This window comes from Methyloversatilis universalis FAM5 (assembly GCF_000214035.2).
Taxonomy (GTDB): domain Bacteria; phylum Pseudomonadota; class Gammaproteobacteria; order Burkholderiales; family Rhodocyclaceae; genus Methyloversatilis; species Methyloversatilis universalis.
Map to the genome: position 1 here is coordinate 145918 of NZ_AFHG01000048.1, position 13741 is coordinate 159658.

Annotated in this window: 12 protein-coding genes; 6 read left to right on the plus strand and 6 right to left on the minus strand. The window is 67.3% G+C overall.

Going from position 1 to position 13741, the window contains the following annotated elements; all coding sequences use genetic code 11:
- Complete coding sequence (gene ilvD / locus METUNV1_RS09860) at window positions 1-1854, minus strand: dihydroxy-acid dehydratase (RefSeq protein ID WP_008061261.1); 1854 nt, start codon at window positions 1852-1854, stop codon at window positions 1-3.
- A gap of 83 nt (window positions 1855-1937) precedes the next feature.
- On the opposite strand from ilvD, the gene METUNV1_RS09865 reads away from it, so the two are divergent.
- The 4 genes from METUNV1_RS09865 to METUNV1_RS09880 all read left to right on the plus strand — a co-directional run bounded on the left by METUNV1_RS09865 (window position 1938) and on the right by METUNV1_RS09880 (window position 7140).
- The gene (locus METUNV1_RS09865; protein WP_008061262.1) at window positions 1938-3008 is read left to right on the plus strand and encodes a glycosyltransferase family 4 protein; all 1071 of its coding nucleotides are present in this window, start codon (window positions 1938-1940) and stop codon (window positions 3006-3008) included.
- Between the two features lie 109 nt (window positions 3009-3117).
- Window positions 3118-3948, plus strand: coding sequence for a phosphate/phosphite/phosphonate ABC transporter substrate-binding protein (locus METUNV1_RS09870; RefSeq protein WP_008061263.1), 831 nt, complete (start codon window positions 3118-3120; stop codon window positions 3946-3948).
- Between the two features lie 32 nt (window positions 3949-3980).
- A complete protein-coding gene (locus METUNV1_RS09875; protein WP_008061265.1) occupies window positions 3981-6257 on the plus strand; it encodes a hybrid sensor histidine kinase/response regulator in 2277 nt (758 codons plus the stop codon).
- 106 nt (window positions 6258-6363) lie between these two features.
- Window positions 6364-7140, plus strand: coding sequence for a ferredoxin--NADP reductase (locus METUNV1_RS09880; protein ID WP_008061267.1), 777 nt, complete (start codon window positions 6364-6366; stop codon window positions 7138-7140).
- 85 nt (window positions 7141-7225) lie between these two features.
- Here the strand turns inward: METUNV1_RS09880 and METUNV1_RS09885 are convergent, their stop codons facing one another.
- Window positions 7226-8200 (minus strand): PEP-CTERM sorting domain-containing protein, encoded by a 975-nt coding sequence (locus METUNV1_RS09885; RefSeq protein WP_008061268.1) that lies wholly within the window; start codon window positions 8198-8200, stop codon window positions 7226-7228.
- Window positions 8201-8346: 146 nt separating this feature from the next.
- Here METUNV1_RS09885 and METUNV1_RS09890 point away from each other — a divergent pair, with 146 nt between their 5' ends.
- Entirely contained in the window at window positions 8347-9543 is a 1197-nt protein-coding gene (locus METUNV1_RS09890; protein ID WP_008061270.1) for a glycosyltransferase, read from the plus strand.
- 4 nt (window positions 9544-9547) lie between these two features.
- Here the strand turns inward: METUNV1_RS09890 and msbA are convergent, their stop codons facing one another.
- Together msbA and METUNV1_RS09900 are read right to left on the minus strand one after the other, a co-directional pair.
- A complete protein-coding gene (msbA, locus tag METUNV1_RS09895) occupies window positions 9548-11308 on the minus strand; it encodes a lipid A export permease/ATP-binding protein MsbA (RefSeq protein WP_008061271.1) in 1761 nt (586 codons plus the stop codon).
- A gap of 169 nt (window positions 11309-11477) precedes the next feature.
- Window positions 11478-12059, minus strand: coding sequence for a histidine phosphatase family protein (locus METUNV1_RS09900; RefSeq protein ID WP_008061273.1), 582 nt, complete (start codon window positions 12057-12059; stop codon window positions 11478-11480).
- Between the two features lie 223 nt (window positions 12060-12282).
- Between METUNV1_RS09900 and METUNV1_RS09905 the strand changes: the two genes are divergently transcribed.
- Window positions 12283-12543, plus strand: coding sequence for a hypothetical protein (locus METUNV1_RS09905; RefSeq protein WP_008061275.1), 261 nt, complete (start codon window positions 12283-12285; stop codon window positions 12541-12543).
- 74 nt (window positions 12544-12617) lie between these two features.
- Here METUNV1_RS09905 and cobC read toward each other — a convergent pair whose 3' ends face one another.
- Complete coding sequence (gene cobC, locus METUNV1_RS09910) at window positions 12618-13202, minus strand: alpha-ribazole phosphatase family protein (protein WP_008061276.1); 585 nt, start codon at window positions 13200-13202, stop codon at window positions 12618-12620.
- Entirely contained in the window at window positions 13199-13735 is a 537-nt protein-coding gene (cobU, locus tag METUNV1_RS09915) for a bifunctional adenosylcobinamide kinase/adenosylcobinamide-phosphate guanylyltransferase (RefSeq protein ID WP_008061277.1), read from the minus strand. The genes cobC and cobU overlap by 4 nt, the downstream gene beginning before the upstream one ends.
- Window positions 13736-13741: the final 6 nt, after the last annotated feature.

Genomic DNA, 13741 nt, shown 5'->3' on the forward strand with positions numbered 1-13741 from the left:
TCAGCCGCGCTTGAGCTGAGACAGGTCGCGCACTGCGCCGGTGTCGGCGCTGGTGGTCATCAGCGCATAGGCCTGCAGCGCGGTCGACACCACGCGCTCGCGTGCGTGCGGCGTCCAGGCGGCTGCGCCGCGGTCCTCTTCCGCTTCGCGGCGGTGCGCCAGTTCGGCGTCATCGACCGCGAGGTGGATGGTGCGGTTCGGAATGTCGATCTCGATCACGTCGCCGTCCTTGACCAGGGCGATCAGGCCGCCCTGCGCCGCTTCCGGCGACGCGTGGCCGATAGACAGACCGGAGGTGCCGCCGGAGAAGCGGCCGTCGGTCAGCAGCGCGCAGGCCTTGCCCAGACCCTTGGACTTCAGATAGGTGGTCGGGTACAGCATTTCCTGCATGCCCGGCCCGCCCTTCGGGCCTTCATAGCGGATCACCACCACTTCGCCCGGCTTCACCTGATCGCCGAGGATGCCGGCGACTGCGTCGTCCTGGCTTTCGAACACCCTGGCGGTGCCGGAGAACTTCAGGATGGAGTCATCGACGCCGGCGGTCTTCACGATGCAGCCGCGCTCGGCGATGTTGCCGTACAGCACGGCCAGCCCGCCGTCCTGGCTGAAAGCGTGTTCCTTGTTGCGGATGACGCCGTTCTCGCGGTCGAGATCCAGATCCGGATAGCGGCGGTCCTGAGAGAACGCGACCTGGGTCGGAATGCCGCCGGGCGCGGCGCGGTAGAAGGTGCGGATCGCTTCGTCCTGGGTGCGCACGATGTCGTACTTGTCGAGCGCCTCGCCCAGCGTGGCGCTGTGCACCGTCGGCAGGTGGCGGTGGATCAGGCCGGCGCGGTCCAGCTCGCCGAGAATGGCCATGATGCCGCCGGCGCGATGCACGTCTTCCATATGCACGTCGGACTTGGCCGGCGCCACCTTGGACAGGCAGGGCACCTTGCGCGAAATGCGGTCGATGTCGGCCATCGTGAAGTGCACGCCGGCTTCCTTGGCGGCGGCCAGCAGGTGCAGCACGGTATTGGTGGAACCGCCCATCGACACGTCCAGCGCCATCGCGTTCTCGAAGGCCTCGAAACTGGCGATCGAGCGCGGCAGCACCGAGCTGTCTTCGCCTTCGTAGTACTTGCGGCACAGTTCGACCGCCAGCTGGCCGGCGCGCAGGAACAGCGCCTTGCGGTCGGCGTGGGTGGCGAGCACCGAGCCGTTGCCCGGCAGCGACAGGCCCAGCGCCTCGGTCAGGCAGTTCATCGAATTGGCGGTGAACATGCCGGAGCAGGAGCCGCAGGTCGGACACGCGCTGCGCTCGTAGGCTTCGGCTTCCTCGTCCGAACAGTTGGTGTCGGCGCCCTTCACCATCGCGTCCACCAGATCGACCGCGATGATTTTCTGGCCCCAGTTCACCTTGCCCGCTTCCATCGGGCCGCCGGACACGAACACGGTCGGGATGTTCAGCCGCATGGCGGCCATCAGCATGCCCGGGGTGATCTTGTCGCAGTTCGAGATGCACACCAGGGCGTCGGCGCAGTGGGCGTTCACCATGTACTCGACGCTGTCCGCGATCAGGTCGCGCGAGGGCAGCGAGTACAGCATGCCGCCGTGGCCCATCGCGATGCCGTCATCGACCGCGATGGTGTTGAATTCCTTGGCCACGCCGCCGGCCTTCTCGATCTCGCGCGCGACCATCTGGCCGAGATCCTTCAGATGCACGTGGCCGGGCACGAACTGGGTAAAGCTGTTCGCGATGGCGATGATGGGCTTGCCGAAATCGCCGTCCTTCATGCCGGTGGCGCGCCACAGCGCGCGGGCGCCGGCCATGTTGCGGCCGTGGGTCGAGGTACGGGAACGGTAGGCGGGCATGGAAGCTCCTGCAGAATCGGGTAAAAGCGGAATTCTATCCGTCCCTTCACCTTCCGTCCTTCCCTCTTCCCGACGCGCCCTCGATGAGCCGACCGAAACTGCTTTTCGTCACCCGCAGCCGCTACTGGCGCCCGGGCAACGGCGAAGCCACCCGCACCGCGGCGCTGATCGAGGCGCTGGCCGCGGTGTGCGATCTCACCGTGTTCTTTCCGGAGCGCGCCGAGGACAGCGCGCGTGCCTGCGTCGAGGCGGCGCCCCACCGCTACCGGCTGGCGGCCGGCAATGTGGACCGGCCGGAGCGGGCGGGCGTGCTGGCCGCGATGCAGTCGCTGTGCCGGCAGCTCGCGCCCGACGTGGTGCTGCTGTCGCGGCTGCAGCTGGACTTCCTGCGGCGCGCGGTGCCGCCCGGGGTGCGGCGGGTGATGGACACCCACGATCTGGTCAGCGACAACGCGGCCGCGCGCCGGCGCGAAGGCGCCGACGTGCCGGAGCCGCTCGAGTTCGCGCAGGAAATGGCCTTTCTGGGTCAGTACGACCGGGTGCTGCTGATACAGCCGGACGACCATTCGAGGGTGGCGGCAGCGCTCGGCGAGCGGGCGCTGTGCGTGCCGCATCCGGTGCTGCTGCCGGCGCAGCCGGTGCGGCCGGACAGCCGGGTGATCGGCTATGCGGCCAGTCAGTGGGTGGCCAACCGGCACGGCCTTCAGTGGTTCTTTGACCGGGTGTGGCCCGGGTTGAAAGGCGCACGGCTCGATCTGGCCGGCCACATCGCTGCCTGCGTGGCCGATCCGCTGCCGCCCGGCGTGGTCCGGCGCGGCTTCGTGCCGGACATCGCCGACCTGTGGTGCGGCATGGATGTGGCGATCAATCCGGTGCGCTGGGGTTCCGGCCTGAAGATCAAGACGGTGGAGGCGCTGGCGGCCGGACTGCCGCTGGTCACCACGCGCGAGGGCGCGCGCGGGCTGGAAGATCTGGCCGGCCACGCCTTTCTGTGCGCGGACGATCCGGCCGGCTTCGCCGCAGCCTGCCAGTCCCTGCTCGATCATCCGGAGCGTCGTGGGGCGCTGGGCGCGGCCGCCCACGCCGCCGCACGCGCACGGTTCAGTCCCGACGCCTGCTTCGGCGCGCTGTTCGACTGGCTGCAGGCGGTCTGAACCTGCTCAGGGCGTCACGTTTCTTCATGCGCCGTTCATCTCAAGAACGGACGCTTTGTACCGATAATCGGAACTGTTCAGTCGTATTGCGTGGAAGGGTGAAAGTCGCATGCTGGGTCGAATCTGTCTGCTGCTCGGGGCGTTGTGGGCGCTGTGCCTGCCTGCTTCCGCACAGGATGCGCGTCCGCTGCGCATCGGTGTCGCACCCCACACCAGCTCCCGCGTCATCATCGAGATGTACCAGCCGCTGCGGCTGCACCTGCAGAAGGCGCTGTCGGCGCCGGTCAGCATCATGACCGCACCGGATTTCACCGAATTTGCCCGCCGTGCGCTCAATCTCGAGTACGACCTGGTGATCACCACCGGCCACCAGGCCGAACTGCTCAAGAGCGACGCCCGCTACCGTCCGCTGCTGACCTACAGGGCGCCGTTCCGGGCGGTGATGGTGACGCTTGCCGGCAGCAAGGTGCGCAGCGCACGCGACCTGACCGGCCAGCCGGTGGCCGGTCTCAGTCCGTCCTCGCTGGTGACGCTGTGGGGTCTGCACTGGATGGCGGACAATGGCGCCACCGCTACCCAGGTGAGATTCGTCAGTGCCGCCGACAGCGTGGCCCAGCTGCTGATCAGCGGCGAAGTGGTGGCCGGCGCCATGTCGCTGGCCAATTTCCAGGGCCTGACGCCGGACGTGCAGGCCCAACTGCGCTTTCTTGCGGAAAGTCCGGCGCTGGCCGGCCGCGTCTATCTGCTGAATCCGGCGGAATCCGCGCGGGCGTCGGCGATCGACGCTGCATTGTGGTCCTTCGCCGAGTCGCCGGCAGGGCGCGACTATTTCGTGCGCTACAAGCTCGAGGGTTACCGCAAGCTGGGCCCCGGAGAGCTCGAGGTCATGGCGCCCTACGCCGCCGAAGTGCGGGAACAGCTGAAAAAATCCGCGCAGTGACCACAGCGACGAATGCGCCGTAAAGACCTGCAGTGAAGAACATTTTCCGTTTCGGCCTCAAGCGCTCGGTGCGCGGGCGTCTGCTGCTGGCCGCACTGCTGGTCGAGGCGGTCATGCTCACGCTGCTGGTGAGCAACAGCGTACGGCTGCAGCGCTCCAACATGACCGAGCAGGCGGAAGAGCACGCGCGCCAGATCATGCCCATCCTGAACGCGGCGCTGGTGGCACCGATGGCGCAGAGCGACTACGCCACGCTGCAGGCGGTGCTGGACGAAAGCGTGTCCAGCCGCGGCATCGCGTATCTGGTGCTGCAGGACACCCAGGGCAAGGTCGTGGCGGCGAGCGGCATCGACCGCCACGCGCGGCTGCCTGAATTGGACCCGGTTTTCGATCTGGCCAGCGAAGAGGATCCGCCGGTGTACGACCTTGGCACACCGATCGCGCTGGCCGGGCAGCAGCTGGGCATGCTGCGTTTCGGTCTGGACATGTCGGCGCTGAAGGCCGCCAACCGGCAGCTGCTGCTGCAGGGCGCGGCGATCGCCGGCGGCGAACTGCTGCTGTCGGTTGCACTGCTCACCGTGCTCGGTCTGTGGCTGACCCGCCAGCTGGTGCACCTCACCCGCGCGGCCGAGGCGGTCGGACAGGGGCGCCTCACCCCGGATCCGGTGGCCGAAGGCCAGGACGAAGTGGGTCAGCTCGGGCGCGCCTTCAATGCGATGTCGGCGGCGATACGCGAGCGCATCGGCGAACTGGAGGCGCTGCACGACAAGGAGCGCGGCCTGGCGCGCGAGGCATCCGAAGCAAATGGCCGCCTCGAGGCGCTGCTCGAGGCGATGGATATCGGGGTGCTGCTGGCCGACCGTGATGGCCGCGTGCTCTACATGAACGAACATCTGGCGCGGGTGTGGGCGCTGCCTGCGTCCGGCGGTCAGGGCCTCGACAGGCTGGCGGACGTGGAGGCGCGCTGCCGCGCCTGCCTGCCCGGGCCGTCTTCCGATCCGGTGTTCGCGCCGGACGACCATGTGCGCGAACTGCATCTGGCGGACGGCCGCATCCTGACCCAGCGCGGCTTTGCGGTGCGGGACGGTGACGGCCAGACCATAGGCCGGCTGTGGCTGAGCGAGGACATCACCGCCGCCCGGACGGCGGAGAACGAACTGCGCAGCGCCAAGGAAGAGGCCGAGAAGGCCAGCCGCGCCAAGGCGGCCTTCCTGGCCACCATGAGCCACGAAATACGCACCCCGATGAACGGCATCATCGGCATGACTGACGTGGTGCTCGACGGACCGCTCAGCGATGAGCAGCGCGAAAGCCTGGGCTGGGTGAAATCGTCCGCCGACAGCCTGATGGGCATCCTGAACGACATCCTCGACTACTCGAAGGTGGATGCCGGGCAGATGACCCTGGAATCGGTGGATTTCGACCTCCCCGCGCTGTTTGCCGACACGCTGGCGCTGTTTTCCGCCCAGGCCTCGGCCAAGGGCATCGCACTGGACAGCCGGCTTGAGCCCGGCCTGCCGCTGCAGGTGATGGGCGACCCGCTGCGGGTGCGCCAGGTGCTGTCCAATCTGGTGTCCAACGCCATCAAGTTCACCGAGCGCGGCGGCGTGACCGTGACGCTGGCGCCGTCGGCTGATGGCCGGGTGCTGCTCACCGTGCGCGACACCGGCATCGGCATCGCGGCCGACAAGCTCGGTCAGGTGTTCGCGCCCTTCTCGCAGGCCGATTCGTCGACCACGCGCAATTACGGCGGTACCGGTCTGGGCCTGTCCATCGTGTCGCGGCTGGTCGATCTGATGAAGGGCCGCATTTCGGTACAGAGCGAACCGGGGCAGGGCACCCTGTTCCAGGTGGAACTGCCGCTGCCGGCCGCGCGCAACCGCGACGCGCAGGCGCCGGCGCAGGCGGAGGACAACGAGGTGCTGGCGCTGGACGCCGACGTGCTGATCGCCGAGGACACGCCGGTCAACCAGGTGCTGCTCAAGCGTCTGCTGTCCCGCCACGGCGTGCGCATCACGCAGGCGACCGACGGCGCCCAGGCGGTCGAGGCCTGCCGGGGCCGCCACTTCGATCTGGTGCTGATGGACGTGCAGATGCCGGTCATGGACGGCCTGGAAGCCACGCGGCACATCCGGGCACTGGACGATGTCTACTGGCAGCGCGCGCCCATCATCGCCATCACCGCGAACGCGCTTGAGGAAGACAGGCAACGCTGCCGCGAGGCGGGCATGGACGATTTCATTTCCAAGCCCTTCCACGCCCGTCAGCTGATCGAAACCCTGGTCCGTCATCTGGCAAGACGCGGTTGAGATAACTCAAGGTTATTGAATTATTGTCTTTTGTCGCCTTGAGTTATGGTGCGCTGCGGCGCTATAAATCATCATCCCTTCAATTTCCGACTCTTCTTCAATCGCCATGGCTGCCGTCGCCCCCGAAAAAGTCCTGAGTGTTCACCACTGGAACGACACCCTGTTCAGCTTCAAGACCACGCGTGATCCGTCGCTGCGCTTCCGCAACGGCCATTTCGTCATGATCGGTCTGGAAACCGGCGGCAAGCCGCTGCTGCGCGCGTACAGCATCGCCAGCGCGAACTACGAGGAACACCTGGAGTTCTTCAGCATCAAGGTGCAGGACGGCCCGCTCACCTCCAAGCTGCAGCATCTGAAGCCGGGTGACGAAATCCTGGTCGGTCGCAAGCCCACCGGCACCCTGGTGCTGGATGACCTGAAGCCCGGTAAGCACCTGTATCTGTTCGGCACCGGCACCGGCCTGGCGCCCTTCCTGAGCCTGATCCGCGATCCGGAAGCCTATGAGCGCTTCGACAAGGTCATCCTGTTCCACGGCGTGCGCCACGTGAACGAACTGGCCTATCAGGACTACATCGAGAACCAGCTGCCGAACGACGAATTCCTCGGCGAGATGGTGCGCGAGAAGCTGCTTTACTACCCCAGCGTCACCCGCGAGCCCTACCGCAACCGCGGCCGCCTGACCGATCTCATCATCAGCAACAAGATGACTGACGATCTCGGCCTGCCCCCGCTGAACCCGGAAACCGACCGCGCGATGATCTGCGGCAGCCCGAGCATGAACAAGGACACCGCCGATCTGCTGGACGCGCGCGGCTTCGTCATCTCCCCGGGGATCGGCGAACCGGGCGACTACGTGATCGAGCGCGCCTTCGTCGAACGCTGATCGGTCTGTCGCGTGGTGGCGCGATACGACCCGTCAAACAGAAATGGCACCTTGCGGTGCCATTTCTGTTTTCAGCGCGCCGGCGTCAGCTGTCGCGGCGGCGTCGGCGGGCCAGGGCGGCTGCGCCGCCGGCCATCGCCAGCAGCGCCAGACTGCCGGGCTCCGGTACGGCGTTCGCAGTGACCGCGAACGCCAGCGGGTCGGCGTCGATTTCCGACGGGTCGCCGTAGAAGGCGCTCGCATTGCCCTTGGAAGCGACGCAGCCTTCAACCAGGCCGGTGTCGGTGGTGGCTGCAGCCAGCGTCGCCACTTCACCGTAACCGCAGTAGTCGTAGCCGCCATAACCGCCGTAGCCGTCATAGCCGCCGCTGCCGGAATACGAGTAGACGCCGACATTGCTCAGCGCGCTGTCACTCAGTTCCGCCAGCACGTCCAGCGACTCGCCCGGATCCAGGATGCCCAGATCCACGGTCACGTAGCTGCTGCCCCAGCTGTAGTAGCCGTCGCTGCCATCGTCACCCGAATTCAGGTCGGTGCCGGCCTTGGTGAAGCTGGTGGTGCCGCCGATGTTGGCGATGCCGGCCGATGAGAACCACACCTTCTGGCCGTTCACCTTGATCGAGGCCGCGTAGTCGGCGCGCAGGTATTCGTCCGGGTCCAGCGTCGCGTAGGCGCTGGTGGACAGCGAGCCGCCGTAGATCTTGAAGCTCAGCGTGTAGTGCTGGGCGACAGCACTGTTATTGACCACGGTGTTGAGGAAGCTGGCGAAAGCCGTGCCACTGCCACTGTAGCCCTGCGCCCAGCTCGATACCGCATAGGCGCCGGTCGAGGAAGAGAAGGCGTAGCCGGATGCGGAATCATAGCTGCCGCTCCACGCGTAGGTGCTGCTGTTCTGGTAACCGGGGTAGGCGTAGGTGCTTTCGACGCCGACGTTGCCATTGCTGCTGGCCGTGGTGCTGGCGCCGAGCAGCGGGGCTGCGGCGGCGAACGGTGCGTGGCCCAGCCAGAATGCGAGCGATACCGCCATCAGCGTCGGGCGGGTATGAAGACGTACTTTCATGTTGTTTGAGTCCTGTAGGATGCGACCGCGCGTTCCTTAACAAGAAGCGTGCCTAATTGTTAACGAATCGTTAAATCAATGGTTTGGCATGATCCGTATCCGATGAATCCGGAGCTGTGTAAAAACGGGCGACAGGAATCCACCGAATGAGCCGCGTACTGATGGCCTGGGAGCTGGGCGCAAACATGGGTCATATCGACCGCATGCTCATCACCGCGCGCGGTCTGCGCGAGCGGGGGCACGAGGTCGCGTTCGCGCTGAAGGATCTGGCGCGCGCCCATGGTCGCGTGGTCGCGGACGGCTTTCCCATCCTGCAGTCGCCGGTATGGCTGCCGCGCATGGTCAATCCGCCGCGTCTGGTCAATTATTCCGCGGTGCTGGCGGCCGCGGGCTGGCTCGATGCCGGCGGTCTGGCCGGTCTTGTTTCGGCCTGGCGGGCACTGTTCGACCTGTACCGGCCCGATCTGCTGGTGTGCGACCACGCGCCCACCGCCATGCTCGCGATGCGTGGCCGGGGCGTGCCGGTCGCGGCCATCGGCAACTGTTTCGAGATCCCGCCGCATCGCGATGTGTTTCCGGCGATGAATTACTGGAATCACGACGAAGTGCAGCTGTGCGCGCGCAGCGACGCCACGCTGCTGGCGCCGGCCAACCGTGCGCTCGAACTGCTCGGTGAAGCGCCCATGCACCGTCTGACCGCGCTGTTCGACGGTGTGCGCTGCCTGGCGGCCACGCTGCCCGAGCTGGCCCACTATCCGGATTACGACGACACGGTGGAGATGGTCGGACCGAGCTTCGTCGGCGACAGCGGCGTTGATCCGGAGTGGCCGGCGGGTGACGGGCCGCGTGTGTTCGCCTATCTGTCACCCGAACATGCGGATTTCAACGCGGTGATGGGCGCGCTGCGCGACAGCGGCCTGCGCGCGCTGGTCCATGCCAAGGGGCTGTCGCCGGATGCGGTCGCCCGGCTTGCCGGCCCGCGGCTGCGCTTCGAGTCGCAGCCGGTCAAGATGTCGCCGGTGGTGCGCGACGCCGACGTCGTGATCACCCACGCCAGCATCGGCACGGTGAGTGCGGCGGCACTGGCCGGCTGCGTGCAGCTGACGCTGCCCAATCACATGGAGCAGTACATGGTGTCGCGCCGCATCGCCGACGGCGGTTTCGGTCTGGCGGTAGCGCCGGGCAGCAAGGCGGTGGATTATCCGGCGCTGCTGCGCCGGCTGCTCGATGAACCGTCGTTCACGCAGGCGGCTGCCGCACTGGCCGCGCGCCACGCGGATGCCGATCCGGTCCTTACCGGGGCCCGCATCGCGACCGAACTCGACAGGCTGATGGCCGGCTGAACCTTCAGCCCGGCTGTTCGCCGCCGCCCAGCTGGGAGTTGTAGAGGTTGGCGTACATGCCGCCGGCTGCCAGCAGGTCGGCGTGCCGCCCGATTTCGGCGATGCGGCCGCGGTCCATCACCACGATGCGGTCGGCGCGCTCGATGGTGGACAGCCGGTGGGCGATCACCAGCGTGGTGCGATTCTTCATCAGCACCTCCAGCGCCGCCTGCACCTGGCGTTCCGATTCGGTGTCCAGCGCCGAGGTGGCTTCGTCCAGGATGAGCACCGGCGCGTCCTTCAGCAGCGCGCGTGCGATCGCCAGCCGCTGCCGCTGTCCGCCGGACAGCTTGACGCCGTTCTCGCCGATCAGCGTATCGAAGCCTTCCGGCATGGCCTGGATGAAATCGAAGGCCTGCGCCGCGCGCGCGGCCGCCTCGATGTCCTCGCGGCTGGCGCCGCGCATCGCGCCGTAGGCGATGTTGGCTGCGACCGAATCGTTGAACAGCACCACGTCCTGGCTCACCAGCGCCATGTTGGCGCGCAGGCTGGCCAGTTTCACGTTCTGGATGTCGTGCCCGTCGAGCAGGATGCGGCCCGAGGTCGGCGTGTAGAAGCGCGCCAGCAGGTGGGCCAGCGTGGTCTTGCCGGAGCCGGAGGCGCCGACCAGCGCCACTGTCTCGCCCGGCGCGATCGACAGGTCGAAACGCTGCAGCACCTTCTGTTCGCGGTCCGGGTAGCCGAAGCCGAGCTGGTCGAAGTCGATGCGCCCGTGCGCGCGTGCGATCTCTATCGTGCCGGCGTCCCGCTCCGCGTCCTGGTCGATCAGCTGGAACACGCTTTCCGCCGCCGCCAGGCCGCGCTGCAGCGGCGCGTTGACGTCGGTCAGCCGCTTCAGCGGTGCCAGCAGCATGAGCATGGCAGTGACGAAGCCCATGAAACCGCCGACCGTCGTGCGCTGTGCCGCCGAGTCGTTCAGCGCGACCGCGATCACGATGCCCAGCGCCACCGCGGTGAGCACCTGGGTCATCGGCGACACCAGCGAGGCGGCCACGATGTTGCGCATGTTCTGCCGGCGCTGCTTGCGACAGGCAGCTTCGAAGCGACCCATTTCATAGTCCTGGCCGCCGAAGATCTTCACCACCTTGTGCGCCTCGATGGTTTCTTCCAGCGTGTGCGCGATGCTGCCCATCGCGGTCTGCGCACCGCGGGCGGATTCGCGGATGCGGCGCGAACTGAGCCGCACGATGAGCGCGATCAGCGGCAGCATGCCCAGCACGATGAGGGTGAGCGTCCAGTTCAGCCACAGCAGCCAGGCGAGCAGACCGAGCACGGTGAGCGAATCGCGCACGAACACCGTGATCACGTTGGTGGCCGCCTGGGTCACGCCCTGCACGTCGTAGGCCACTTTCGAAATGAGCGCGCCGGACGACTGGTTGTCGAAGAAGCGGGTGGGCAGCGCGAGCAGCCGGCCGAACATGGCGCGGCGCAGGTCCAGCACCACGTTGTTGGCCGCCCATGCGAAGGCGTAGTCGGCGATGAAGCCGAAGATGCCGCGCACCACGAACAGCAGCACGATGGCCAGCGGGTAGAACCAGATCGCATCCGGGTCCTGGCCGTTGAAACCGCCGTCGAGCAGCGCCTTCATGATGGCCGGGAAGGCGGGCTCGGCCGCCGCGGTGAGCGCCATGCAGACGACGGAAACGGCGAAGGCGATCCAGTACGGACGCACATAGCCGAGCAGGCGCGCATAGAGCGCGCGGCTGGAAACCTGGGGTGAAGTCATGGCGGACGGAAGGCGGAGAAGCCGCGATTATCCCGGATCGCGCGCTTTTCCGTCAGCGGCAGGGTGTTTCGGTCGCAGCGCCGTGCGGTGAAACGCGTTGGTGAGGGGGCGGCTGGCGGACGGGCGCCCGGTCGCGACGAGGGCGTCGCGCCCTTACTGAAAGACGCCGCTAGCGGTTCATCGACCGCAGTTTGGGGCCGAGTGGGCCGATCGTCAGGTGGGTGAGGCGGCCGAATTCGAATTCCAGATTCAGCCAGCGATTGGACGGCAGGCCGAGCAGCGTGCCGGTCAGCGCCCGCATCGGGCCATTGTGCGCGACGATGACCAGCGCGCCGGCGCCCGCCCGGTGCGTTTCGAACGCCGCCCACACCCGCGCCGCCATGTCGGCATACAGCTCGCCGCCGGGCGCGCGGAAATCGATCAGCGTGCGTCCCCACACGTCGAAGCCTTCGGGCGGGATGTCGGCGAACGGCTTCATCTCCCATTCGCCGAAATCGAGCTCGACCAGTCGCGCGTCGGTCGTCACCTGCGGCGCCAGCGCCTCCGCCAGCAGCCGGGCGCGCGTCAGCGGGCTGCTCACCACCCGCGCATCCGCAGGCAAATGAGGCGCCAGCCGGTCGGCCACGGCCCCGACGTCCTCCGCGAGCTGAAGATCGACCGCGCCGTAACACAGCGACGGATCCACCGCCGGCTTCGGGTGGCGTATCAGGTAGAGGTCCAGCGGATCACTTAGGCGGAACAGTTCGTTCATGGTGTTGCGTTCATGGGATGACGGAAGCGGGGTCGTCATCGTTGCAAAATGTGAGTCTGGAGCACTGTGTAACGTCGGGAATGCACTGTGATGCGCCGCAAAAAATTCTTACTTGATCTGGCGCAAATGGCTTTCTGGTGCGGGGTTGAAACGTTTGCTGCGCTGCACTACATTGAACTCAACGACAGCATTTTCTGCTTTTCAACTTGCAAGGAGCTTCACCATGAAAACCACTGCACTCCGCATCGCTCTCGCGTCTGCACTCGCGATCGCCACGCTCGGCGCCTCGGCCGCTACCGAAGCTTCGGTGTCGTCCGGCGCGGTCGGACACCCCGAAGACTACAAGGTGTTCATCGACGCGCCCACCGGCTACGCTTTCGTGAAGACCCCGTCGCGCTGGGTGTTCACCCGCAAGGTGGACAGCGCACGCGTCGCCGAATCGTCCGCCGACAAGCGGGTCGAGAAGGCCGAAGCCAGCCGCTGATACAGCGCGGTCACCGCAGCATCCGGAAAAGCCACCCGGAAGGGTGGCTTTTTCTTTTGGCGATCGGTGTCGGGTCATGCCCCGCCGACCCCGGCGCGCGCGCCGGGCTCGTCGAACTCCTGTCCGGTCCGCTGCCATCTGAGGCCGTCGTGGCGCAATTCAATCCACCCGCCCTGCGGGCAGCGGATGTCCAGCCATGCCGCCTGCGGCAGATCCAGCAGGCGCCCGGCAATCACTTTCAGCGGTCCGCCGTGCGCCACCACCACCTGAATATCGTGCCGGTGCTCGGCCCAGGCCGCGTCCACCCGCCGTGCCATGTCGCCGGCCGACTCGCCGCCCGGGGGGCGGAAGCCCCAGACGTCCGCTGCCCACCGGTCGATGTCCGCACGCGGCAGTGCCTCGTAGCGCTGCATTTCCCAATCGCCGAAATCGATTTCCTGCAGGCGGGCATCGAAGCGCGGCGCGGGGTGCAGCAGGCGGGCAAGCTCGGCGCAGCGTCGCAGCGGACTGCTCAGCAGGCCGAAATTCCCGGGCAGGCAGGCCCGCAGCGCGGCGGTCATCGCGTCCGGCGCTGCGGCGAGTGCCACATCGGTGCGCCCGTAACAGATGCCCGGCGGCACGGCGACCTGCGGATGCCGGACCAGCCAGAGCCGCTTCACGGCTGCTTCAGGTGCAGCGGCAGGCCGGCGGCGACCAGGGTCACCTGTTCGCACACGCCGGCGATCGCCTGATGCAGCCGGCCGGCTTCGTCGACGAAGACGCGTGACAGCCGGCCCATCGGCACGACGCCCCAGCCGACCTCATTCGACACCAGCGCAATATGGCCGGGCAGGCCGGGCAGGGTGTCGAGCAGGGCGGTACGCTCCCGGACGAAGCGCGCGGGCAGCGGTGCGCCGCGCTGCTCGTCCAGATCCATCAGCAGGTTGGACAGCCACAGCGTCAGGCAGTCCACCACCACGAAGCGGCCAGGTGCAGCGGTGTCACGCAGCGCCTGCGCCAGGCCGAGCGGCGCCTCGACCACCGCCCAGTCCGCCGGCCGGTTTGCCCGATGGCGGACGATGCGCTCGGCCATTTCGCCGTCGCCGGCTTCGGCGGTCACCACCATCACCACTTCGAGGCCGCTGTCGGCGGCCCGGCGCTCGGCATAGGCACTCTTGCCGCTGCGGGCCCCGCCCAGTATCAGTTCGCGCACGCTCCA